This is a genomic window from Rhizobium sp. SL86 (genome assembly GCF_026672545.1).
GTDB lineage: Bacteria > Pseudomonadota > Alphaproteobacteria > Rhizobiales > Rhizobiaceae > Neorhizobium.
The window spans coordinates 70,491-92,784 of record NZ_JAPPRJ010000005.1; the positions used below are offsets into that span (position 1 = coordinate 70,491).

The 22,294-nt window shown below is 60.5% G+C and carries 23 protein-coding genes and 3 pseudogenes; 13 read left to right on the forward strand and 13 right to left on the reverse strand.

Annotation, left to right across the window (positions count from 1 at the left end):
- Positions 1-180 precede the first annotated feature (180 nt).
- The 4 genes from OU993_RS18540 to OU993_RS18555 are packed head-to-tail and all read right to left on the reverse strand — an operon-like array spanning position 181 to position 3,673.
- Positions 181-1,248: a 4-oxalomesaconate tautomerase gene (locus tag OU993_RS18540; protein WP_268159997.1), complete on the reverse strand. Its 1,068-nt coding sequence runs from the start codon at positions 1,246-1,248 to the stop codon at positions 181-183.
- The gene (locus OU993_RS18545; RefSeq protein ID WP_268159999.1) at positions 1,241-1,912 is read right to left on the reverse strand and encodes a 4-carboxy-4-hydroxy-2-oxoadipate aldolase/oxaloacetate decarboxylase; all 672 of its coding nucleotides are present in this window, start codon (positions 1,910-1,912) and stop codon (positions 1,241-1,243) included. Before OU993_RS18545 ends, OU993_RS18540 begins: the two co-directional genes overlap by 8 nt.
- A 2-nt stretch (positions 1,913-1,914) precedes the next feature.
- A complete protein-coding gene (locus OU993_RS18550) occupies positions 1,915-2,877 on the reverse strand; it encodes a VOC family protein (RefSeq protein WP_268160120.1) in 963 nt (320 codons plus the stop codon).
- A gap of 49 nt (positions 2,878-2,926) precedes the next feature.
- Entirely contained in the window at positions 2,927-3,673 is a 747-nt protein-coding gene (locus tag OU993_RS18555; RefSeq protein ID WP_268160122.1) for a PIG-L deacetylase family protein, read from the reverse strand.
- 380 nt (positions 3,674-4,053) lie between these two features.
- Between OU993_RS18555 and OU993_RS18560 the strand changes: the two genes are divergently transcribed.
- The 7 genes from OU993_RS18560 to OU993_RS18590 all read left to right on the forward strand — a co-directional run bounded on the left by OU993_RS18560 (position 4,054) and on the right by OU993_RS18590 (position 10,613).
- The gene (locus OU993_RS18560) at positions 4,054-4,716 is read left to right on the forward strand and encodes a DUF1932 domain-containing protein (RefSeq protein WP_268160001.1); all 663 of its coding nucleotides are present in this window, start codon (positions 4,054-4,056) and stop codon (positions 4,714-4,716) included.
- Entirely contained in the window at positions 4,707-5,909 is a 1,203-nt protein-coding gene (locus OU993_RS18565) for a LysR family transcriptional regulator (protein WP_268160003.1), read from the forward strand. The genes OU993_RS18560 and OU993_RS18565 overlap by 10 nt, the downstream gene beginning before the upstream one ends.
- 90 nt (positions 5,910-5,999) lie before the next feature.
- Positions 6,000-6,980, forward strand: coding sequence for a TRAP transporter substrate-binding protein (locus OU993_RS18570; protein WP_268160005.1), 981 nt, complete (start codon positions 6,000-6,002; stop codon positions 6,978-6,980).
- A 42-nt stretch (positions 6,981-7,022) separates the two neighbouring features.
- Positions 7,023-7,490, forward strand: coding sequence for a TRAP transporter small permease (locus OU993_RS18575; protein WP_268160007.1), 468 nt, complete (start codon positions 7,023-7,025; stop codon positions 7,488-7,490).
- Entirely contained in the window at positions 7,487-8,791 is a 1,305-nt protein-coding gene (locus OU993_RS18580; RefSeq protein ID WP_268160008.1) for a TRAP transporter large permease, read from the forward strand. The genes OU993_RS18575 and OU993_RS18580 overlap by 4 nt, the downstream gene beginning before the upstream one ends.
- A 100-nt stretch (positions 8,792-8,891) precedes the next feature.
- Positions 8,892-9,788 (forward strand): alpha/beta hydrolase fold domain-containing protein, encoded by an 897-nt coding sequence (locus tag OU993_RS18585; RefSeq protein ID WP_268160010.1) that lies wholly within the window; start codon positions 8,892-8,894, stop codon positions 9,786-9,788.
- A gap of 54 nt (positions 9,789-9,842) precedes the next feature.
- The gene (locus OU993_RS18590) at positions 9,843-10,613 is read left to right on the forward strand and encodes a hypothetical protein (protein ID WP_268160012.1); all 771 of its coding nucleotides are present in this window, start codon (positions 9,843-9,845) and stop codon (positions 10,611-10,613) included.
- Between the two features lie 62 nt (positions 10,614-10,675).
- Here the strand turns inward: OU993_RS18590 and OU993_RS18595 are convergent, their stop codons facing one another.
- From OU993_RS18595 to OU993_RS18605, 3 genes are all read right to left on the reverse strand, one after another.
- Positions 10,676-11,950 carry a PHB depolymerase family esterase gene (locus OU993_RS18595; RefSeq protein WP_268160013.1) on the reverse strand — a complete coding sequence of 425 codons (1,275 nt, stop codon included), beginning with the start codon at positions 11,948-11,950 and terminating at the stop codon, positions 10,676-10,678.
- Positions 11,951-12,016: 66 nt separating this feature from the next.
- Positions 12,017-12,655, reverse strand: a complete 639-nt coding sequence (locus tag OU993_RS18600; protein WP_268160015.1) for a DedA family protein — start codon at positions 12,653-12,655, stop codon at positions 12,017-12,019.
- Positions 12,648-12,884 (reverse strand): hypothetical protein, encoded by a 237-nt coding sequence (locus OU993_RS18605; RefSeq protein ID WP_268160017.1) that lies wholly within the window; start codon positions 12,882-12,884, stop codon positions 12,648-12,650. Before OU993_RS18605 ends, OU993_RS18600 begins: the two co-directional genes overlap by 8 nt.
- Between OU993_RS18605 and OU993_RS18610 the strand changes: the two genes are divergently transcribed.
- From OU993_RS18610 to istB, 5 genes are all read left to right on the forward strand, one after another.
- On the forward strand, positions 12,875-13,801 hold the full coding sequence (locus tag OU993_RS18610) for a sigma-70 family RNA polymerase sigma factor (RefSeq protein ID WP_268160019.1): 927 nt from the start codon (positions 12,875-12,877) through the stop codon (positions 13,799-13,801). The two genes, OU993_RS18605 and OU993_RS18610, sit on opposite strands and share 10 nt — an antisense overlap.
- Positions 13,788-14,177: a hypothetical protein gene (locus tag OU993_RS18615; RefSeq protein ID WP_268160020.1), complete on the forward strand. Its 390-nt coding sequence runs from the start codon at positions 13,788-13,790 to the stop codon at positions 14,175-14,177. The genes OU993_RS18610 and OU993_RS18615 overlap by 14 nt, the downstream gene beginning before the upstream one ends.
- 20 nt (positions 14,178-14,197) lie before the next feature.
- Entirely contained in the window at positions 14,198-14,653 is a 456-nt protein-coding gene (locus OU993_RS18620) for a periplasmic heavy metal sensor (protein WP_268160022.1), read from the forward strand.
- A 297-nt stretch (positions 14,654-14,950) separates the two neighbouring features.
- Positions 14,951-16,447, forward strand: coding sequence for an IS21 family transposase (gene istA / locus OU993_RS18625; protein ID WP_268160024.1), 1,497 nt, complete (start codon positions 14,951-14,953; stop codon positions 16,445-16,447).
- On the forward strand, positions 16,444-17,202 hold the full coding sequence (gene istB, locus OU993_RS18630) for an IS21-like element helper ATPase IstB (protein WP_268160026.1): 759 nt from the start codon (positions 16,444-16,446) through the stop codon (positions 17,200-17,202). Before istA ends, istB begins: the two co-directional genes overlap by 4 nt.
- 115 nt (positions 17,203-17,317) lie before the next feature.
- Here the strand turns inward: istB and OU993_RS18635 are convergent, their stop codons facing one another.
- From OU993_RS18635 to OU993_RS18655, 5 genes and pseudogenes are all read right to left on the reverse strand, one after another.
- Positions 17,318-17,677: a hypothetical protein gene (locus OU993_RS18635; protein ID WP_326493853.1), complete on the reverse strand. Its 360-nt coding sequence runs from the start codon at positions 17,675-17,677 to the stop codon at positions 17,318-17,320.
- Positions 17,663-19,004: pseudogene (gene gndA, locus OU993_RS18640) on the reverse strand (NADP-dependent phosphogluconate dehydrogenase); the annotation flags it as partial. The pseudogene gndA and the gene OU993_RS18635, both read right to left, overlap by 15 nt.
- 27 nt (positions 19,005-19,031) lie before the next feature.
- Positions 19,032-19,826, reverse strand: a pseudogene (locus tag OU993_RS18645) (L-idonate 5-dehydrogenase); the annotation flags it as partial.
- 55 nt (positions 19,827-19,881) lie between these two features.
- Positions 19,882-20,595: an IS6 family transposase gene (locus OU993_RS18650; protein ID WP_268160028.1), complete on the reverse strand. Its 714-nt coding sequence runs from the start codon at positions 20,593-20,595 to the stop codon at positions 19,882-19,884.
- Positions 20,596-20,743: 148 nt separating this feature from the next.
- Positions 20,744-20,881: a hypothetical protein gene (locus tag OU993_RS18655; protein ID WP_268160029.1), complete on the reverse strand. Its 138-nt coding sequence runs from the start codon at positions 20,879-20,881 to the stop codon at positions 20,744-20,746.
- A 240-nt stretch (positions 20,882-21,121) separates the two neighbouring features.
- On the opposite strand from OU993_RS18655, the pseudogene OU993_RS18660 reads away from it, so the two are divergent.
- Positions 21,122-21,298, forward strand: a pseudogene (locus OU993_RS18660) (transposase); the annotation flags it as partial.
- A gap of 93 nt (positions 21,299-21,391) precedes the next feature.
- Here OU993_RS18660 and OU993_RS18665 read toward each other — a convergent pair.
- On the reverse strand, positions 21,392-22,291 hold the full coding sequence (locus OU993_RS18665; protein WP_268160031.1) for a dihydrodipicolinate synthase family protein: 900 nt from the start codon (positions 22,289-22,291) through the stop codon (positions 21,392-21,394).
- Between the last annotated feature and the right edge of the window lie 3 nt (positions 22,292-22,294).

Genomic DNA, 22,294 nt, shown 5'->3' on the forward strand with positions numbered 1-22,294 from the left:
ACTGATTCCAAACACAAAAAGCTCCTCGACGATTATGCGGAGGCGCTCTCATGTACGCGACTTGAGTAGCGGCAAAATGCATCGCGGGAGCCAAGTTGCTCGGAGACTTAAAAAAGTGCCGCAACTTGGGTATTAGAATGTCAAAAAAAAATAATCCCGCCTGACGCTGTTGTGGCAAGGCTATACAGAAGGTCGCGGGAATACCAGTCCATCCAGCAGTTTGCGTGCCGTCCGTACAGAGCCAGCGGCCTGTTGCGTGCCAGTGGCGTCGATATCCAGAAATACCTCCATGGAGCCCGTCGGATGCTCGATCTGGTAGCGGCCGTCGAACGGCTGCCGCGCAGGCGAATAGGCTGGACTTGCCGGAAGACGCGTAGCAGTCGCCACCGAGATGGCCGCAAAGACGCCGATGCTCGTATGAACGCGGTGGGGAATGAAGCTTCTGGTTGAGATCACTCCGCCGCCGGTCGGCGCCGAGACCAAGACCATCTTGGGAACGGAGGCCGCCTTGACATCGCCGAGGTTCATCATCGGGCCAGCCAGCAGCCGAATGGCCTCGACGCGCTCCTTCAGCACCCGGTTCTTCTCAAGTTCCTCCGGAACTTCCGCTCCCAACAGATCGAAGTCCGAAGCGCGCATGATCACGCACGGCATTCCATTGTCAATCAGGGTCACTTCAACACCCTCGATGACATCGAGCTCCTGCCCCGTTGGCAGCAGACTGCCGCACATGGAGCCGGCCGTGTTTTGGAACAGCAGCGGGATCGCTGCGTGGCGCCCTGGCACACCGGAGATCTCCGTCATTCCCTCATAGGATACGCGACCGTTCGGGGTCTGCAACCGCGCAAGCGCGATCTCGCCGGTGTTGACCATGTGGATGCGCACCTCCGTCTCATCGGAAGTGACGGGAACGAGGCCGCGCTCGATGGCCGCTGGACCGACGCCTGCGAGAATGTTGCCGCATCCCTGCGCATCGCTGACGAGCGCCTGATCGACGAAAACCTGGAGGAACAGATAGTCAACATCGGCATCGTCTCTGGTCGAGGCCGAGAGAATGGCGACCTTCGATGTCAGCGGATCTCCGCCGCCGATACCGTCGATCTGCCGGGAGTCGGGTGATCCCATGATGCGCAGCAGGAGATCATCGCGCTCTGCGGGATCGGCAGGCAGGTCCTGACCCAGAAAATAGGCCCCCTTCGATGTGCCGCCCCGCATCCAGAGACAGGGGATCCCCTGCCCTTCAGACATATCTCAGCCCCTTGGCAGCCAGCGTTCCCCGCATGTCGTAGATATCGAGGCCGAGTTCTCCTGCAGCCAGACGCTGCCGCTTCGCCTCCTCATTGGCAAGCCGCTTTTTGGCAGCAGCCAGAACGGTCTCGGCTTCCGCGCGCTTGACCACGCAGACGCCGTCATCATCCGCGACGATCACGTCACCCGCTTCGACATGGCATCCGGCACAGACGATGGGAACATTCACCGAGCCCAGCGTTTCCTTCACTGTACCCTGGGCCGAAACGGCCTTGGACCAGACTGGAAACCCCATGGCAGTGAGATCGCGGATGTCGCGCACACCGGCATCGATCACCAGTCCCCGGCATCCGCGCGCCGTGGCCGAGGTCGCCAGGAGATCGCCGAAGTAGCCGTTGTCGCAGGGGCTGGTCGGTGCGAGCACCAGGATATCGCCATCCTTCAACTGTTCGATCGCCACGTGAAGCATCCAGTTGTCCCCTGGTGGGGAAGAAATGGTGACGGCGGAACCGGCAATTTGAGCGCCCGAATAGATGGGCCGCATGTAGCTCGCCAGCATCCCTTTCCGCCCTTGCGCCTCGTGCACGGTCGCAACGCCCGCGCCAGCGAGCCTGTCGATGACCTCACGCGAAACGCGTTCGATGTTCTGGACGACGACAGCCATGCTCAATGCTCCTTCTTTACCGGCGGCGTGCCGTGGGTATGAAATGTTTCGATCGTCTTGAGACCCCAGGCCTGCCCCTTCTTCCGGTCTGTCTCGGTCCAGACGATGGGCTGCCAATCGGGCGCAAGGATGAGGCGTGCTCCGGCATTGGCGAGCTCGACGCGATTGCCGGCCGGCTCCCAGACATAGAGAAAGAAGGTGCCCTGAACCGCGTGCTTGTGGGGGCCGGTTTCGATGTGCACGCCGTTCTGCAGGAAGATGTCCGCTGCCCGGAGAATATCCTCGCGCTGATCGGTCGCATAGGTCACATGATGCAGACGGCCGACGCCGCCGCCGTGTTCCTCGGTGCAGGCAAGGTCATAGGTCTTGTTGTTGATGGTGAACCAGCATCCACCGAGCCGTCCGTTGTCGAGTTGGATGATTTCGGTGACGCGCGCACCAAGGCATGTTTCCATGAAACGGCGAAACTCCCGAACATCGGAACTCAACAGATTCAGGTGATCGAGTCGGCGGGGAGCCGCACCGGTGAAGGAAGAAGCCGTGTTCTTTAGTGCCGCCTTCTCGCCCGTATCCTGGGCTTCGTACCACCTTGTTTCCCAGTAGATCTCGAAGACATGACCGAAGGGATCCTCGAAGCGGAAGGCCCGGCCATGGCTCTCATCACCCTCGACCCAACCGATGACCTTGAAACCCGAGGCTTCGATAATCTTTGCGCGTCGTTCCAGAGCTTCCGGGCTGGAGGTCCGATAGGCAACGTGACCAAGCCCCGTGCGATCGGATCGGGTAAGCTTAAGGGAGCAGTATTCGTAGTCGTCCCAGGCCCGTAGATAGGCAGAGGTTTCGTCGCTCCCGGACAGTTTCAGACCGTAGACACGTGTGAAGAAATCGAGGCTCTCCTCGAACTTGTCGGTATACATTTCGACATGCGCCAGGTGCGCAATGTCGAAGGATGGGTTTGTCGGCATGGTCATAGATCATCTCCTCCCGGCATAATCAGGATCCGCGCTCGGGATCCTAGAGTTCGTCGACGGTGCGCGGGAACACCGACTGGAAGCCTTCGGCGTATTTTGCCGCCCGTCCACCAGACTGTCCGCCGGAATTGCGCATTAAGTGATTGGCGCGATTTTCGGCCACCCGGGTATAGAACTCCCAGAGATGTTCCTGACCTTCCATGCACTCAATCGCGGCACGCTTCTTGTCCCAGACCGAGGTGATGTCGAGGAAAACATCGGGCTTCCATCCCATCTGCTCGGTCTGATGCGGTTCGAAGAGGTAGAGCTGCGGCGCACCGAGAATCTTCTGGCCGGGGTTGTGACCCCAGGCCTGCGCGATCATCCGAGTCTCAAGTGCCACCTGCGTCGCATACATGTGATCGGTATTGTAGGGGTCATACTGCGAATGGCTGAGCATGAAGGACGGCTGAACCTCACGAATGACGTCGACCAGACGATATTTGTCTTCGTCGGTCAGCCTGAGAGGATAGTCTCCGAGGTCGAAGCTGATGAGATCGTGAACACCGAGCGCTTTGGCAGCCTTTTCAGACTCAGCCCGGCGCGCCGCCTTGACCTTGTCCAGTGTCATGCCCGGCTGCTTCCAGAGCTTTGCCGACTCGCCCCTTTCACCAAAAGACAGGCAGACGACGGTGACCTTGTATCCCATCGCTGCATGGAGCGCGATCGCACCGCCGCATCGCCACACGAAATCCGCCGCATGCGCGCTGATCACCAGTGCTGTTTTGGCCACGTTACTCTCCTTGGACATCTTACAGACTCCCGATTTTTCCCGGTCACAGGGATGCGCGCTCGCACCCGTCGAGATCAAATCGAAAGGCAGCGCCAAGCCATAAGTTGGAGCTATAACGGATGGAATTCAAACGTCGGATTTGCCAAGTTGCATTGTCTGCCAGGAGGATGAAATGACGGAGCACTCGACGGCCTTTCCAGACATCGCCATGATCGGATTTGGCGAGGCCGCAAATGCCATTGCGTCAAGCTGGCGCCACAACGGGCGGTCCAGCCTGCGCACCTATGATCGCGGACTGGAAAACCCCGAAAATCGTGACCTCATCCGCGCTCGATGCGCGGAAGCCGGGGTCGAGCCAAAACAATCATCCCAGATCGGCTCTCGCGGGTGCCGGTCTCGTGATTTCGCTGGTGACGGCAGACGAAGCGCTTGCGGCTGCCATCGCATGCGCCCCCCATCTCGAACCGGGCAGCCTGTGGCTGGACGGAAATTCGTGCGCGCCTGAAACGAAGATCAAGGCAGCAGCTGTGATCGAAGCGGTGGGCGGCAGCTATGTCGACATGGCGGTCATGGCGCCGGTCTATCCCCGGCGGCATGAGGTACCAATCCTGCTCGCCGGCAAAATGGCTGAACCTGCCCGAAATCTTCTTCTGGAACTGGGCATGCGGCCCGAGATTGCTGGCACGCGCGTCGGCGACGCATCCACAATCAAGATGCTGCGTTCAGTCATGATCAAAGGGCTGGAAGCCCTGACGGGCGAATGCTTCCTTGCAGCGCGCCGCGCCGGCGTGGAAGACGCGGTACTGGCCTCCCTGAAGGCATCAGACCCCGGGATCGACTGGTCTGCCAGGGCCTCCTACAATCTAGAGCGGATGCTGTTACACGGCGAACGGCGTGCAGCCGAGATGGAAGAGGTTTGCAAGACGCTGAAAGCCTTGGGCCTTCCTGACTGGATGAGCCGGAGCACCATCGAATGGCAGCGGAAGCTCGCGGATCTGGACGTCGAGGCTGGAGCGAATAGCCTGACGGTCCGGGCCGACAGGATCCTCGAATGCCTCTGATTTCGCGTAATCTACGCCACTTGCGGCTGTTCGCAGCAGTTGCGGACCTAAAATCACTGACGGCAACGTCCCTTGCCCTCAACATCTCCCAGCCGGCGGTCACCCAGGCGATTGGAAAACTGGAACGAGAAACCGGCGGTGCGCTGTTTACCCGCACGCCGCACGGCTTCTTCCTCACCGACAGAGGCACTCTCCTGCACCATAGAATCGAAGCAGCCTTCTCGCTTATCGATCCCGCCCTTGCCGATATCTCCCCACGACTGAAGATAACGCTGAGCTATGCCCAGTTGCTCTCCCTCGTTGCGGTCGGGGAGTTTGAAAACTTCACTCTGGCGGCCAATAAACTCGGACTGGCGCAACCGACCGTTCATCGCGCGGTGACGCAAGTCGAGCTGGAAGCCGGGCGGCGCCTGTTCGAGCGCACTTCATTCGGCATCATCCCCACGCGCGCATGCCAGGCAGCCATTCAGGCCGCCCGTCTGTCGATGTACGAGCTCGATCAGGCCGATGTCGAGCTGGCCGAACTTGATGGGGGAGAAGCCGGCAGAATCGTGATCGGTGCCATGCCTCTCGCCCGCTCGACGCTCCTGCCCCGCGCCTTGAGCCGCTTCCGGCAGGCACGTCCCACCTATCCCGTCTCCATTCTGGACGGCCCTTACGACGAACTACTGGGTGGCCTGCGCCGGGGTACGATCGATTTTTTGATCGGCGCATTGCGCGAACCCCTGCCGATCGGCGATGTCGTCCAGCAAACCCTGTTTCACGATCGTCTCGCCCTGATCGCAGGCTCGGGACATCCGCTGGTTGGACTGCGAACACCGAGCTTCGATGATCTCTTGAGTTTTCCATGGGTGGTGCCGCGTAGCGGCACGCCGGCCAGGGAGCAGTTCCAATCCCTATTCATAGAGAATGGCCGAGATCCGCCGGAGCGCATCATCGAGTCTGGCTCCCTGCTCCTGATGCGCGAGCTCCTCGCCGACCGCCAACATCTGGGCTGCATTTCCCGCCACCAGTCCGAACGTGAGGCCGACCATGGCTTGTTGTTCATGCTGCCGTTTCCGACTGAACATTTCGTCCGGCCGATCGGGATCACCACCCGGCACACATGGTCGCCGACGAAACCGCAGAAGCTGATGCTGGATCTGTTGTCCGAAGTGTCCGCTCCGGCCAGGCAGCATAGCCAAACCTTATAGCACTCCCTCGGCTTTGAATTGGTATGGCAGCCCCTGAGACGGCAAGAGTTGGGCCGGCACCATCAATCTTGTCTCATTTGGGAGGAAGACATGCGCAAGATGACTGCAATAGCTGGGGCTTTCCTGGGCCTCGGGCTCGGCCTGACGGCGGCGAAGGCCGAAACCCTCAAGTTCGCCAACTTCATGGCCCCGACGCATCCTTATGTAGCCTCGACCTTCGAGCCTTTTGCAAAGGCCGTGGAAGAGGCCACCAAGGGCGAAGTGAAGGTCCAGCTCTACAATGGTGGAGAATTGGGGGCCGGACCCGCCGAGCAATATGCCCGCGCCGTTGACGGCGTTGCGGACCTGTCAATCAGTCTTCCGGGTTACACCGCTTCCAACTTCCCGTTGACGCTTGTCGCCGAGCTTCCGGGCGTCCTGGCAGAGACAGATGGCACTGAGAAACTCTGGAACCACCTTGACCTGCTGAAATCCGAATACAAGCGGACGCCGCTCGTTGCCTTGTGGTCCAGCGCCGAGAACATTCTCTACAGCGCCAAGAAGCCGATCCGGACGATCGACGACGTCAAGGGGATGAAGATCCGTGTTCCCTCGCGCAACTCCGGTCTTCTCGTCGAGGCCTGGGGCGGAACGCCCGTGTCGATGCCGGTGAGCGAGGTCTACAACGCGCTGCAGACCGGCGTCATCGACGCGGCCATGATCGATGGCACGGCGACCAAGGCCTTCAAGCTCGGCGAGGTCGCGAACTATGTGACGCTCGGTATGAAGACGACCAATTCACCCTTTTTCATCGTCATGAACCGCGACTCTTGGCAGGGTCTCAGCGATGAGCAGAAGGTTGCCGTCGAAGCAGCCGGGAAACAGGCATCGCTTAATGGGCAGCAAAGCCAGCTCAAGGTGGCTGCATCGGGCATCGAGGCAATCGCAGCCATGCCGGGCAAGGAAGTGATCCGGCTTACACCCGAGCAGGCAGCCCCTTTCGACGCCATCGCTGCCGAAGTGACCGCGAAAATTGTTGCGGAAACCGGTGCTGAGGCCAAGGCGCTCGTCGACGCCCTTGCGGTGAAGTGACCGGCCATGGTTGCGGTTGAGCGATCACCCCTGGCGCGGTTCATGGACCGCGCCACCCGTGCCCTTTCGGTGCTTGCCGGGATCAGCCTGCTGTTCATGATGGCAACCATCACCTTCGGCGTGATGACCCGCTATCTTCTGAACATGCCGATCACAGGTGTCGATGAGATCGTCCAGATGACCGGGGTCGGCCTTGTCATGCTTGCGTTGCCCTATGCCACGCGGAGCAACGCACATGTGCGCGTCGACATCTTCGACGAATGGCTGGGCCGCGCCGGGCGTAGTCTGGGCGACGTGTTGTCACGTCTCCTCTCTGGGGTTGTTTTGCTGATCCTGGTGTCTCGTGCCTGGGACAAGCTCCTGGATGCGCGTGAGTTCGAAGACACCACCAACATGCTCGGCCTGCCGCTTTGGCCATTCTACGGCATGTTGGCCGCCGGCGTTGCCCTGTGCGCCCTCGTCTTTGCGATCGAAATCCTGCTCATCGTGACAGGAAAGGCTGAAAAATGAACCCCATGACAATCGGCCTGATCGGCATCGCCAGCCTGTTCATCCTGATGCTGCTGCGCATGCCCGTTGCCTTCGCCATGATGTGCGTCGGGTTCTTCGGAATGTGGGCCCTTGAGGGCTTAAGATCTGCCGGCGGCGTGGTCGTGACGGAAAGCTTTTCCGCAGTGGCCTCGTACTCGCTGATTGTAGCACCCATGTTCGTCCTGCTCGGCAACGTCTCGTCTGCGGCAGGCTTCAGCGCTGGCCTCTACGATGCAGCCTATGCATGGGTTGGACGGTTCCGCGGCGGACTGGCCTCGGCTTCGGTCATCGCCTGTGCCGCCTTCGCGGCCGTCTGTGGTTCGTCGGTTGCAACAGCCGTCACGCTCGGCAAGGTCGCACTTCCTGAAATGCGACGGCTCGGCTATGCACCCGGTCTCTCGACGGGTGCCATTGCCGCGGGCGGAACGCTCGGCTTCCTGATCCCTCCCTCAACGGGTTTCGTTCTCTATGCAATCCTGACCGAGCAATCCATCGGTCGTCTCTTCATGGCGGGCGTGGTCCCTGGTCTGTTGCTGACCGGCCTGTTCGTCATTGTCGTCTGGATCGTCGCCACGCTCAATCCGGAGGCTGGACCTCGGGGTGAACCGATGACGCTCCGGGAGAAGCTGGGCACCGTGAAACGCTCCGCTCCACTGCTTGGCGTCATGGTCCTGTCGATCGGAGGTATCTATGTCGGCGTCTTCACGCCGGTCGAAGCCTCCGGCATCGGTGCCGCCCTGGTGATTTTGCTCGCCTTCGCAACGCGCTCGATCTCTGTTGCAGGGTTCTGGAGAGCGGTTCAGGACACGTTACGCACCTCAGCCATGCTGTACACCATTGTCATCGGTGCTAATATCCTCAATCCCTTCTTCGCCGTAACCCGGATTCCCGCAGTGCTGGGAGAAGGGCTCCAGGGTCTGGGTCTGGGAGCCTACGGCTCGCTGGCCGTGATCATCTTCGCCTACATCATCCTCGGCATGTTCATGGACGGCCTCGCCATGCTGGTCGTCACCATTCCGATCGTCTACCCGATCATGATGTCGTTCGGATTTGACCCGATTTGGTTCGGCGTGGTGGCGGTCATCGTGATCGAAATGGGCATGATTACACCGCCGGTCGGAATGAACGTTTTCGTCGTCCGAGGCGTCGCAGGAGATGTCCCGCTCGCAACCATCTTCAAGGGGGTCATGCCGTTTCTGCTGGCGATGATCGTCGCGCTGCTGCTGATCATCATCTTCCCGCAGATTGCACTCGTTCTGCCGAACTCGATGTTTGGTTGACCACCGGGTAAAGCCGGAGGTTTCGAGTCAGACTAAAGCCACCTTACATTGATACCATTGAGGCATCATGAGAACTCGTGCCGCGAGGAAGGATTTCTCCATGAAAGACAAGTCAGTTGGAATGCATGGGTTGGTCGGTGGCGTTTCGCTGATCATCGCATTGGGAGCCGGAAATGCCATGGCACAGGGTGCGTTTGACGAGAAGCTGAAGATCGATCCCTCGGCATACACGTCCATGACCGTCACTGTGGACGGCAAGTCCGTGCAGCTGCAGCGCTATGAGGCAGTCTATGTCGCGAAACCGATCGAGATGGCCAAGCAGCAACCCGCCCGACGCATGGGACCAGGAGGCAGTCCGTCCGGCGCCGATACGCAGGCGCTGGCGGACCCGTCGACCTATCAGAAACTGGCGATCTTCGTGCCTGAGACCGCCACGCCGGGCTCCGCCATGATCCTCAACGTCAACAATGGCGGCTGGTTCGCCAGCGAGTTGAAGGAAGACATCGAGCAGGGGGGCACCTATCGATCGGACAATGACACCGACAAGGTAGGAGCGGCGCTGGCGGCGGGCTATGTCTATATCGACGTCGGCACTCGCGGACGCGGCATCGTCGCGGCAGACGGCACATTGCCCGGCAAGGCTCCAGCCGCTGTCATCGACGCGAAGGCCGCCATTCGCTTCTTGAGGCTCAATGATGCCGCTCTGGCCGGTTCGGCCGAGCGGATCGTGATCACGGGGACCTCGGGCGGCGGCGGCCTGTCATCTGTGGTCGCGGCCAGTGGCAACAGCCCCGACTATCTGCCACTCCTTGCCGAAATTGGCACAGCGGGTGTCGGCGAGGATGCCAAGAGTACGCTCAACGACGACGTTTTCGCCGTTATCGCCTATTGCCCGATTACCGACTTGTCCAATGCGGACATGGCCTATGAATGGCTGTATCGGGGCATTCGGACCTCAGACAACACGGCCAGCAACAGCTGGAGCGCCGCGGCCTAACGCGCCTCTGCCATTCTCGCCGAGGCATATCCCGCCTACCTCGCGAGCCTGAACTTGGTGCTTGCCGATGCGACGCCCCTGACCTCGGCCAATATGAAGGCAACCATTGCCGGAGAGGTGCGCCGAGAGGTGGAGCGCCACCTGGCGTCTGGCGGCACTGTTCCCGCACGCGGCCAGAATTTCGAAATTACCCTGCGCCAACGCGATGGCGAGCAAAAGCTGCAGATCGAAAACGACTGGGTGACCGTCGATAACGGCGCCGTCACCGCTTTTGACATCGACGCCTATCTGCGTTTCGTCACCAAGACGGCAGCGTTGAAGAACGTTCCAGCCTTTGATCGAACCGCCAACAGCGGCAATGTCGGGACAGACGGCGAGAACTCGCTTTTCGGTGCCGCAGCACAGCCCTATTCAAACTTCAGCGCGTTCGGATGGGACAACAACGAAGTCGAAGGCGACGGCTCTGGCGCCGACGACACGGGGCAGGATTGGCTTGCCTACACTGCCGGTGACGGGGCTGGGGCTGGGGCTGGGGCTGGGGCAACGCTGGCGGAACAAATTCGCCTGATCAATCCGATGACCTATCTTCGGACCGATGCAAAGGCGGCACCCTATTGGTACATCCGCCACGGCATGATCGACCGGGACACGTCCTTCGCGGTAGAGGTTGCGCTGGCTACAGCCGTTCGAATGGATAACGACGTCAATTCGGTCGACTTCCGCATGCCCTGGATGGCTCCTCATAGCGGTGACTACGACGTCACGGAGGCCTATGCCTGGCTCGCAAGGGTCCTGGAGGACGCCGGTGATCCGGCAGCGCGCTGAACCTGAAGTTGAGGCATCTCTGACAAGCATGCCTCAACTTCAAAGCGTATTGCGCGGCATGCTCAAACCTTGACCTGCCGAAACAACCAGTCGCGGATATGCCCGATCTCGTAGGCAATCCGCCAGGTGTTAACGTGGTTGGCGCCGGGGCTGTCCTCCTGCCCTTCGGGATGCACCGTGCCGGTGGCGAAATGCGCATAGAGGATCGGCGTGCCGCCGGTCTTCTCCAGTTCCGCAGCCGCCGCTGAGAGGTCTGCGGGCGTCGCCCGACCATTCCATTCCGCCCGCGAGACCTTGGCGCCTTCGGCTTCGAGAACCTGCATGATGGCGTTCTGTCCAGGATAGGCCTTGACGTCGCCGGCGCTGACCACGACCCACATCTTGTCGGTGGCGAGTGGCTTGCAGAGTTCCGGTGCCCATTGGCAGGCGACGAGGAAGGACGCTGCAAACAGGTCTGGATACTTGATGTTGATCGCGATCGACAGCATGCCGCCACCCGACTGGCCCGTCGTGTAGAGCCGGTTCGGGTCAATCGAATACTCGGCAACAACGGAGTTCACCAGCCCGACCACGAGGTCGAGATAGGGCGATTCGTCCGACTGGTCGTTGACGAACTGCTCGGGAAACTGCGGTGCCACGACGAAGCAGGGACGCTTTAACTGTTCCGCTGGATCGGCCCAGATGACTGCGCCCAGCCCCTGCACCAGCGTGCGGTCGACCTCGGTCGAGGTCACGCCCGCGTCATGCATGAAATTGACGAGCGGATAGCGATTCGATGGGTCGTAGTCGCGGGGAATGAAGAGATTGTAGGCAAGCGTCTTGCCGGTCGCCGGATCGGTATAGACGAGCGGCTTGAACTCGTCGACGATCAGGTTCTTCTGGGCCGTGTTCGTCACAGGCGTATCATTTGCAGCAATCTCATCGCCCGCAACCGTCTTCACCGCCTTGGCCTGAACTACACTCGCCTCGGCTTTCTTGTGAACGATGTCGCGCTTCACCTGGATATAGGTCGGCGCTGCCGCATCCTTGGGCGACAATTCAACAATGACGAAGCGGCCGTTGCCTCCCTCGGTGGAAAGATCTGCCGTCGTGTTGGCATAGACGCGGGTTACCGTGCGGTCGACAACAGCAAATGCGTCAGGAGACAGAGCGGCCGTCTCGATCTCCGTGCCGTAATCGAGCGCCAGCGCCGTTAGCCGCTGACCATTGCCGAAGACCTGCGTGATGGCGGTCACCGCCTGAATACCAGCGCCGCCCTCGACGGCAAGGACAAGACGAGGCGTGGCAGCGGCAAGACCGAGGCCCGCAAGACTGACGAGGAATGTGCGTCTGTTCATGGTGTGCTCCAATGTCGTGGAAGCGGCCACAATGGCCATGGATTGATTGCCTGTTGAACGGCGCCCTCATACGTTTCCGTCGCCGGTCTCAGAATTTTTCAAGGAAGGCTCGCCTCGCTCGCGCCGCCAGCTGCGCCAGAGATGGAAGCCGGTCGCCAGCACCAGGGTTCCGAGCAGCACGATGCCGATCGCATTGCCGATGAGCGAGGCGACCTGGGCGATCTGGCTGGCGAAGACATAACCGAGCAGGCTGTAACCGCAGCACCAGCACACGGCACCGAGAACGACAGCAAGCGTGAAGGAGGCCCAGGGAAGAGACAGTGCGCCCGAGAGATATCCCATATAGGGACCAAGCGGGCTGAACACGGTGCGGCTCAAGAAAACCGCCACCGGTCCCCGGCGGTTGAGCAGCGCCTCGGCCTTCCCGAACAGCCCTTCCATGCGCGGATGCCGACGCAGCCTTGCCAAAAGCGGTGCACCACCCTTGCGCGCCAGCCCATAGGCGAGCTGGTCGCCGATCACGAACCCGCCAAAGGCTGAGATCTGAACCTGCCACAGCACAAGATCGCCGCTGGAGGCAAAGCCGCCTGCGGTCATCACGAGGATCGAGGAGGGAACCGGCAGCGCCAGGCATGACAGCAGCAAGGCACCCATTATGAGCCACAGCCCATAGGTCGGGACGAGCCCCAGCAGAATATCAGTCATGGTCGCCAGCCCCGGCCTCGCCGCGTCCATGCTCCAGACCGGGCGATATGTCCTCGCGCCCACCGTGATGCCGCCGCCGCTCCGTTTCGAGCGCAGCCTTGGCCTGGCGGATCCGCGCCTCGAGCTCCGGCAACGTGATGCCCATATGCTCGACCACATCGGCCAGCGTCGGCTGCTTGTGATCGGGTTCGAGCTGCATCTCGCGGATGATCACCTCGCGTGGCAGCACGTAAGCCCGGCAAGGGCGATGACCAATACGCCGATCGGCAATGGATGCCGGGTCAGAAGAAATCGGAAGAAGCGCATGGGTTATCCTGGCAACTGCATTGGCGCTTGAACGGAAGCTCACGTCGTTTCCGTCGCGGTTCCAATGAGAAAGATCGGCCCTCCGACGGAAAATCTATTCACGACCGTTCAAGAAGGCAGTTCTTGTCGCCAACCTTCGTGAGTGCTTGGGTGATCACCTTGACGCCGCCGGGAGAAATCAGTCCTGTATTATTTTGTCCGGCACGCTTGATGCCGGCCATGCCGGCGATACGGTCGCTGGCGCCGGCATCGACCGAAAAGAGGAACTGCGCCCGCTTGCAGGACGAAGATGCATCTCTGCTCAAAGCCTTCGCCACCGGCGATAGCCGCGCGGCGCAAAAGCTCATCGAGCGGCTGTCGCCTCGGGTGCTCGCCCAGGCGCTTCGTCTGCTCGGCAACCGATCGGAAGCAGAGGACATGACGCAGGAGGCCATGCTCCGGCTGTGGCGGGCGGCTCCGACCTGGCAAGCGCGGGCCAAAGTCAGCACATGGCTCTATCGCGTGACGGCCAATCTTTGCCTGGACCGCCTGCGGGGCCGCCGAAACTCAGTACCGTTCGATGCCGTTCCGGGTGAAATGACCGCGGGCGATCCCGCCATCATCGCGTCGCTGCAACAGGAGGCGCGACTGGATGCGCTGCGCCGGGCGCTGGGCGAACTGCCCGAACGCCAGGCGCTGGCCGTGTCCTTGCGTTTTATCGAGGGGCTCGGCAATCCGGAAATCGCCGCGATCATGGATATAGGCGTCGAGGCGGTGGAGTCGCTCACCGCGCGTGGCAAGCGCGCCCTTGCCGCTGCGTTAGCGTCGAAGAAGGAGGCCCTGGGTTATGCAGATGAATGATGACCGGCTGGACGCGCTTTTTTTTGCCGATCTGCGCAGCATTGAGGCGGCCCCGTCTGACGTTTTGACAGCAAGGCTTATCGCTGACGCAAAACGTGAAAGTGATGAATTGGCCGCTAAGCGCGAGCGCCTGGCAGACCAGCCTACCCGCTTTTCTCTTCGCCTCATGGCCGAAGATATCCTTGGCCTGATCGGCGGATGGCGCCCCGCGCTTGGCATGACTGCTTCATTGTTCTGCGGCATCTGGTTTGGTGCGCTCGGCAGTGATCCCGCGATGTTGCTGCCCGGCCTTGGCCTCGACAGCCCGGCGATCACCTTAGACCTGCCCGAAAACCCATCGGAACTCATCGCAACACCCGAAGGCATGACCGAGTGAATTACGAAACGGATCAGCAGATGACCGACAGATTGTCCAACCGCCTCATCGAGGCCATCCCTTCGCGGATACATCGGCGGATCTTCATCGGCTCGCTGAGCCTCAACGCCCTAATCATCGGTTTCATGATCGGCGATGCCCTGTTCATCCACCCGCCTAAGCCGCTGCGCTCAGTCGAGGTCTCGCGCAACATGCTGTTCGACGCGCTGCCTGCTCCCTATCGGGACGAGGTCGTCCACCTTCTGCGCAACAATCCGGCATTTCGCGATCTGTCCGACAGTAATATTGCCGATCTTCGGGCCATCCTGACGGCGGAACCTTTCGATCCGGCTGCTCTCGATCGGTTGTTGTCGGAGAAGTCGGGGCGCATGAAAAGCGCCGAAAGCGTCCTGCAGACCGCATTGGTCGCGCGACTGGCCGCAGTCACGCAACAAGAGCGCCTTCAGGTCGCCGACAGACTCGGACGTCGTCCCTAGCACAGCAGACCTTCACCACACGCGAAAGTTACAAGACATTTCTTTACTGTCGTTGACATTAGCCTCACCGGATACGCAAGCCGCTGGACGCGTGGAACAGGAGAGCCCTGCTCGGATCAATCCCGATCTTGAGGCTGTCTCCCGCCTTCAAGTTCTTGACCTCTCTGATTTCGATTGAGAGCGGCGGTGCAAAATTAGACCACGGTAGCGGCGGGATAGTCCCGCTTCGGGCGGCGTAAAAGTCGGCCACCTATTTTCCTTCTGCGACGAATGCAGGAGGGCCTGGGGATCTATACCGTGGAATTATATCTGAAGGTTCGTCTGGCCTGCTCTGAAGGAATGAGCCGGCGTCAAGCTGCAAAGCATTTCAACATTTCGCGCGACAGCGTGTCCAAGATGCTGTCCTATTCGACGCCACCCGGCTATCAGCGGCAATCACCGATCCGGCGGCCCAAGCTTGATGCGTTTATCTCGACGATCGATCACTGGCTTGACGAGGACGTGAAGCTGCCGCGCAAGCAGCGCCATACGGCCAAGCGAGTGTTTGACCGGCTGCGTGACGAGTGCGGTTTCACGGGCGGTTACACGATCATCAAGGACTATATTCGCGAGCGGGATCAGCGTCGCAGGGAAGTGTTCGTGCCGCTGTCGCATCCGCCCGGCCACGCGCAGGCCGATTTCGGCGAGGCGATGGTGGTCATTGGCGGCGTGGAGCAGAAGGCTCATTTCTTCGTGCTCGACTTGCCGCATAGCGACGGCTGCTACGTGCGGGCTTATCCGGCGGCGGTGGCCGAGGCCTGGATCGACGGCCACGTCCATGCATTCGCCTTCTTCGGGGCCGTGCCGCAATCGATCGTTTATGACAATGATCGCTGCCTCGTCGCCAAGATCTTGCCCGACGGCACACGCAAGCGGGCAACACTGTTCAGCGGATTTCTGTCTAATTACCTGATCCGTGATCGCTATGGCCGTCCGGGGAAGGGCAACGATAAAGGCAATGTCGAAGGTCTCGTCGGTTATAGCAGGCGCAACTTCATGGTTCCGATCCCGCAGTTTCCGGCATGGGATGCGTTCAATACCTTTCTGGAAGAGCAGTGCCGCAAACGCCAGCGCGACCGGCTGCGCGGCGAGAGCGAGACGATCGGAGAACGGCTACAGCGCGATCTGGCTGCCATGCGCCCCTTGCCGGCGTCGCCGTTTGACGCCTGCGACCATGCCAGCGCCATTGTGACGGCCCGGTCGCTGGTGCGTTACAAGACCAACGACTATTCCGTGCCGGTTGCCTATGGGCATCAGGATGTTTGGGTCCGGGGCTATGTCGATGCAGTGGTGATCGGCTGCCGAGGCGCGATCATCGCCCGCCATCCGCGGTGCTGGGAGCGCGAAGACGTCATCTTCGACCCTGTTCATTATCTGCCGCTGATCGAGCATAAGATAAATTCTCTGGATCAGGCCGCACCTCTGCAAGGATGGGACCTGCCGGACGAATTCGCCACGCTGCGCCGGCTGATGGAAGGCAGAATGGCCAAGCATGGCCGGCGGGAATATGTGCAGGTTCTTCGCCTGCTGGAAAGCTTCGACCTTGCGGACCTGCATGCGGCCGTAAAGCAGGCCATCCAGCTCGGCGCGATTGGCTTCGACGCCGTCAAGCATCTGATCCTGTGCCGTGTGGAGCGCCGGCCGCCGCGGTTGGACCTGGCGATCTATCCCTACCTGCCACGGGCGACGGTCGAGACGACCTCGGCGAAGGCCTACATGCGCCTGCTGTCATCGGATGCTGGAGAAGCGGCATGAGCACAGAAGCACCCGAGATCCTTCTCGCGCACTATCTCAAAGTCCTGAAGCTGCCGACGTTCCAGCGTGAGCACCAGAAGCTGGCCCGGCTATGCGCCACCGAAAGCATTGATCATGTCGGATACCTCTTCCGGCTTGCCGAGCGGGAGATGATCGAGCGGGATCGCCGCAAGGTCGAGCGTCGCATCAAGGCGGCCAGGTTCCCGGTCGTCAAAAGCCTGGACAGCTTCGACTTCGCCGCCATCCCCAAGCTCAACAAGATGCAGGTGTTGGACCTGGCCCGTTGCGAATGGATCGAGCGTCGCGAGAACGTCATCGCGCTTGGGCCCAGCGGCACAGGCAAGACCCATGTGGCTCTAGGCCTCGGCTTGGCGGCATGCCAAAAGGGCCTCTCCGTCGGTTTCACCACAGCCGCCGCTCTGGTCAGCGAGATGATGGAGGCGCGTGACGAACGCCGTCTCATCCGCTTCCAGAAACAGATGGCCGCCTACAAGCTGCTGATCATCGATGAACTGGGCTTTGTGCCGCTGTCAAAGACCGGGGCGGAATTGCTGTTCGAGTTGATCTCGCAACGCTACGAACGGGGCGCCACGCTGATCACCAGCAATCTTCCGTTTGACGAATGGACGGAAACTCTGGGGTCAAAGCGCCTGACCGGCGCGCTGCTCGATCGAATCACCCACCACGTCAACATCCTTGAAATGAACGGCGATAGCTATCGTCTCGCCCAAAGCCGCGCCCGAAAGGCCGGCTGAAACCCTTCAAAAAAATCGCAACGCGCGCATGAGACCACCGCTCGGGCTACGCCCTCCCGGCGGTCTCATGCGCGCGCCACAGTGGCCGACTTTTGCGCCGCCGCATGGCCGGTTTTTACTCCGCCGTTGACACCGAGGTGTAGAACTCGGCCTGGTTCGGGCTTTCAAGAGCGTTCAGCTCCTGGCCGATCAGGCGGAAGGCTTCATTCCACTCGATAATCTGGTAGCGATCGATGCTTGCGTCATAGATCAGCGGGTGTGTGAGGCGCCCCTGGTTCTCAAGCTCGTGATCGGTCCAATTCCACATCTCGGCAACGGTGTGGTCGGCAAAGAAATCGGGGCCGACGCGCTTGGCGGTGGATTCCCAAGTGATCGCCTTGGCACCGTTTTCGCAGAACTCGAAAGATGACGTATGCGTTGGGTCAGGCCAGGCGCAGCCGGGACAATCGAAACCTTCGGGCTGGTTCGCCTTCAAGAGGGTGGCCGTTCCCTGAGCGACGATAGGTGTCGAAGTAGGAGAGCGCCGAGGCCAGCGCCGGGACCGGCAGGCCGGACAGGACTGGATGGGCAACCACGCGGCGAAGTGCCCCGTCGGTTTCCTTGACCATGGCGGCAAAGGCCGGCGTGACGACGAGGTTCGCCACATCAGGATCCTTGGTAAAGGCCGCGGTGATCTCGTCAAGGAACTGCGAGCGGATGATGCAGCCGGCGCGCCAGATATTGGCGATCGTCGGCATGGGCAGCGACCAGTTGAACTCTTCCGAGGCCGAGGACATCACGGCAAAGCCCTGCGCATAGGCCGCAATCTTGGCAGCGAGCAGCGCGTTCTCGAGATCGGCGATGAAGGCGGCCTTGTCCTTAGGCGCCTCCGGCAGTCCCGGCAGGCCGAAGAGCTTTTCGGCAGCGATACGCTCTTCGCGCAGCGAGGAAAGCACGCGGCCGGCAACCGCGGCCTCGATTCCGGATGCAGCAACCGCGAGGTTCTGCGCCTCGATGGCCGACCACTTGCCTGTGCCCTTCTGGCCGGCAGAATCGACGATCACGTCGACCATCGCCTTGCCGGTTTCCGGATCGGTGGCCTTCAGCACCTTTTCGGTGATCTCGATCAGGTAGGAGTTGAGGCGGCCCTTGTTCCACTGACCGAAGATGTCGCCGATTTCGGCAGCCGACATCTTGAGGCCGTCGCGCAGGATACCGTAAATCTCGGCGATCATCTGCATGTCGGCATATTCGATGCCGTTATGGATCGTCTTGACGAAGTGACCTGCGCCATCGGTGCCGAGCCAGGCAACGCAAGGTTCGTCGTTGAACTTGGCCGCGATCGAGGTCAGCACCGGCTCGACGCGCTTCCAGCTCTCTTCCGTGCCGCCAACCATGATCGAGGGACCGTGGCGGGCGCCTTCCTCGCCACCGGACACACCCATGCCGATAAAGGTCACGTCGGTTCCGGCGAGCTTTTCGAAGCGTGCAACCGTGTCGCGGAAATTGGCATTGCCGGCATCGATCATGATGTCGTTTTTGGCGAGATGCGGCAGAAGGGCTGCCATCTGCTGGTCGACGGCCTCGCCGGCCTTGATCATGATGATGATCGGGCGCGGCGGACGGATGGCGGCGACAAACTCTTCAATCGTATGGCAACCGATGATCTGGCCGGCCAGATCCCCGGCTTCCCCGAGGAATTCATCCGTGCGCGCCGGCGTCCGGTTGAAGACCGCGATGCGATTGCCTTTCTCGGCAATGTTGAGCGCCAGATTTGAGCCCATGACTCCGAGACCGATCAGTCCGATTTCCGCTTGCTGCATAATGCCTATCTCAATTTCTCAGCGCGATCAGAACGCAAGCTGAACTTTCATGGATTGGGTTCGATCTCCGGCAATATCGAAGGCGCGCACGGCCTCATCAATCGGATAGACCCCCGTGAGGAGAGGCGAGAGATCAACTCGACGTCGGTTGATCAGATCAACTGCCAATCCAAACTCTTCGTGGAATCGGAACGTGCCCTTAAGTTCGATCTCTTTTGTCACCACCATGTTCTGCGGGAAGGAGATGTCGCCCCCTAGACCCAGCTGCACCAGGGTCGACTGCGGCCGGAGCGCTTCCAGCCCCGAGAGCATGGCACGCTCGTTGCCGGAGGCCTCGAACTGCACATCGAAGTAGCCCTTGTTCGCAGCATAGTCTGAAAGTCGTTCAGGGTTCTCGGCACTGTTGATCACACGATCGGCGCCCACCTTCAGCGCCTTTTTCAGTACCTCGTCCATCACATCTGTCGCGACGATCTCGCTAGCCCCATGGGCGCGTGCGGCAATGATCGCAAGCGCCCCGATCGGGCCGCAGCCCGTGACCAGCACGCGTTTGTTGGCCAAGGATCCCGAGCGCTTTACCGCATGCAGTGCCATGGCAAAAGGTTCTGCCATGGCTGCCTCATAGATGGGTATCCCATCATCGACCGGATGGCACTGCCAAGCTTCCGCGACCAGTCGTTGACGGAAGGCTCCCTGGATGTGCGGCATTGGCATAGCCGAACCATAAAAGCGCATGTTGCAGCAATGGTTCTGCTTACCTTCGAGGCAGTAGTCACATTCATTGCAGGGGCGGCTCGGCGAAATCGCGACACGATCGCCGATCGGTGGCGTCGCCTTAACCGAGTTCGAGTCGCGGCAACACCCTTTGGTCTGATTTTCACGCTGCAATCGACAAAGCGATTTCCCGCCAGGTCGAGAAGGCGTGAGCACGAAGCTGGCGATGGTCTGCGGCGGACAGGAATTTCCGGTGAAGAAGAAAAAGATTGGCGATCTGGCCGTGAGTTGAGACAAAACGCTGACATTGCCGCGCGGACTTGAAGCGCATCATGCGTCGCTCTCGTCGTCGCACAGCAAGATGAGAGTTCTCGGCGCGATTGTTCAATCCCTTGTGCGAGCGGTGCTCGACGCCCGGCATCAACTCCGACTTTGCAGCCGAATAGGAACGCAGCTTGTCGGTCACCATCACGCGCGGGGCGCGGCGCTGGCTCTTGAGCAGCTTGCGCATCAAACGCAGCGCGGCCGCCTTGTTTCTTCGGCCTTGCAACAGGGCATCAAGGACATAACCGGTTGCATCGACGGCGCGCCACAGCCAGTATTTCTTACCCTTGATCGTTACCACCATCTCATCAAGCTGCCACTTGTCGGCAAAGTGGCCACGCGAGCGCCGGCGGAGCTGTTGAGCGAACCTCAGGCCGAATTTCGCCGCCCATTCCGAGACAGTCTGGAACGAGACGTTAATGCCGCGCTCGGCCAGCAGATCTTCGACGTCGCGTAAGCTGAGCGGAAATCGGAAATACAACCATACCGCATGGGCGATGATCTCGGCTGGAAAGCGATGGCGTCTATAGCGGGTGGGCGGGGCTTCAGTCATGTAGACACATTATCGTGCCAATCAGCATTGATCGGTTAAGGCGACGCCATCCGGTCGGCTTCAGATCGGAATCCGCACTCCGGCAAACTCGGCGCGGTTCAGTCGACACGAACCGGGTGCCCTCAACGGAAAAGGCGCGCCCAGTTTCCTAGTTCCGGGTCAGCCGTTCGACAGGCAGCGCGAATGCCGGATTGGATGGTGCGGGTTCAGGAAGCGACAGAAGCTTTAATGCCTTGGCGTAAACGGGTGCTTCTTTGCCTTTGGCGACCGGGCCTTCATCGGACATTTAGCATCTTCTGTCTGTCTCCAACCCTGGGTTCGGCACGTTCGAAGGCGGCGGTGGCAGTTGCCCACCCCGGATTGCGCTCAATGTGGTGTTGCCGGTTTCGGGATCGGCATCTGATTATGCCGTGAGCGAAATCGCCTTTGGGCCATATTCGGCTTTGATGCGCTGGCATGCCGCGAAGCAAGCTGGCTGGACGGAGCATGTATCAAACTAGGTCATGTTCAGACGAGGATAGCCCGCTTTGCCCGCGTTCTTCGCCGCGATATCGACGCTGTCCGTAACGCCATCGACATGCCTTGGAGCAATGGTCAAACGGAAGGTCAGATCAATCGACTGAAGACGATCAAGCGCGCCATGTATGGCCGAGCAGGTGTAGAGCTTCTCAGAGCGCGGATGATGCCCATCAAATTGGGCTGATCTCCACACAAAGTGAGGCAGACCCGATAAGCGTTTCAAGGCTTTCCGTACGCTGCAGTCGGAACTGAGGAAGATCCATCCGGGCTTTCTAATTTAGCCTCCATCGCTTGGCTGACCGATCCCGTAGCGATCAAGAATCTCACGGATCTTCTCGTCCTGCACCGGATCCGGCAGAAGTGCCGGCTGCCGGCTGGCGCCTACGGACGCATCCTGCAGGTAAAGCGCACGCTTGACCATGGCGGGCGCAAAGCCCAACGCATAGAGGTCGGTACGAAAAGCGGTATAAATAGCCTGCTGCCGTTCGGCTTCAGCCATATCACCGCGATTGAAGCCGGCCAGAATGCCGGCAAGCACCTGCGGCAGCGCGTTGCCGAGGCCTGAAATGCAGCCGGCGGCGCCATTTTGCAGGGACCAGAGAACAAGGTGGTCCGGTCCGGAATAGACTTCGAAGCCCGGCACATCCCGCGCAACCTGCAGATAGGCTTCGAGCGTCTGCTGTGCTCCACCGGAATCCTTGATGCCGGCAATATTGCCGTGGCCCGCCAGATGCCTGGCCGTTTCCGGTTCGATGTGGTTCTGCGTGCGAGCCGGGATGTCGTAGAGATAAACAGGCGTATCGACGGCATCGGCGACGGTCGAAAAGTGACGAATGAGACCATCCTGCGTGCAGGCGATAAAGAAGGGCGTGATCACCGCGATCCCGTCCACACCAATCCGATCGAATTCCCGGGCAAGCTTCAGCGTCTCGAATGTCGCCGGCATGCCGGCATTGACGATCACCTGTGCCTTGCCGGAGACCTCGTCCACCACTTCTTCCGTCAACCGCACCTTTTCCTCGAAGGTAAGGGCCGTGAAGTCACCATTGGTGCCGGCACACATGATATTGTTGCCGGCGGCCACCTGACGGCGCACCTGCGCCCGCGTCGCTTCAAAATTGATGGTCTCGTCTTCGTTGAAGCACGTGACGAGGGCCACGAAGGCTTTTGCGGACATGAT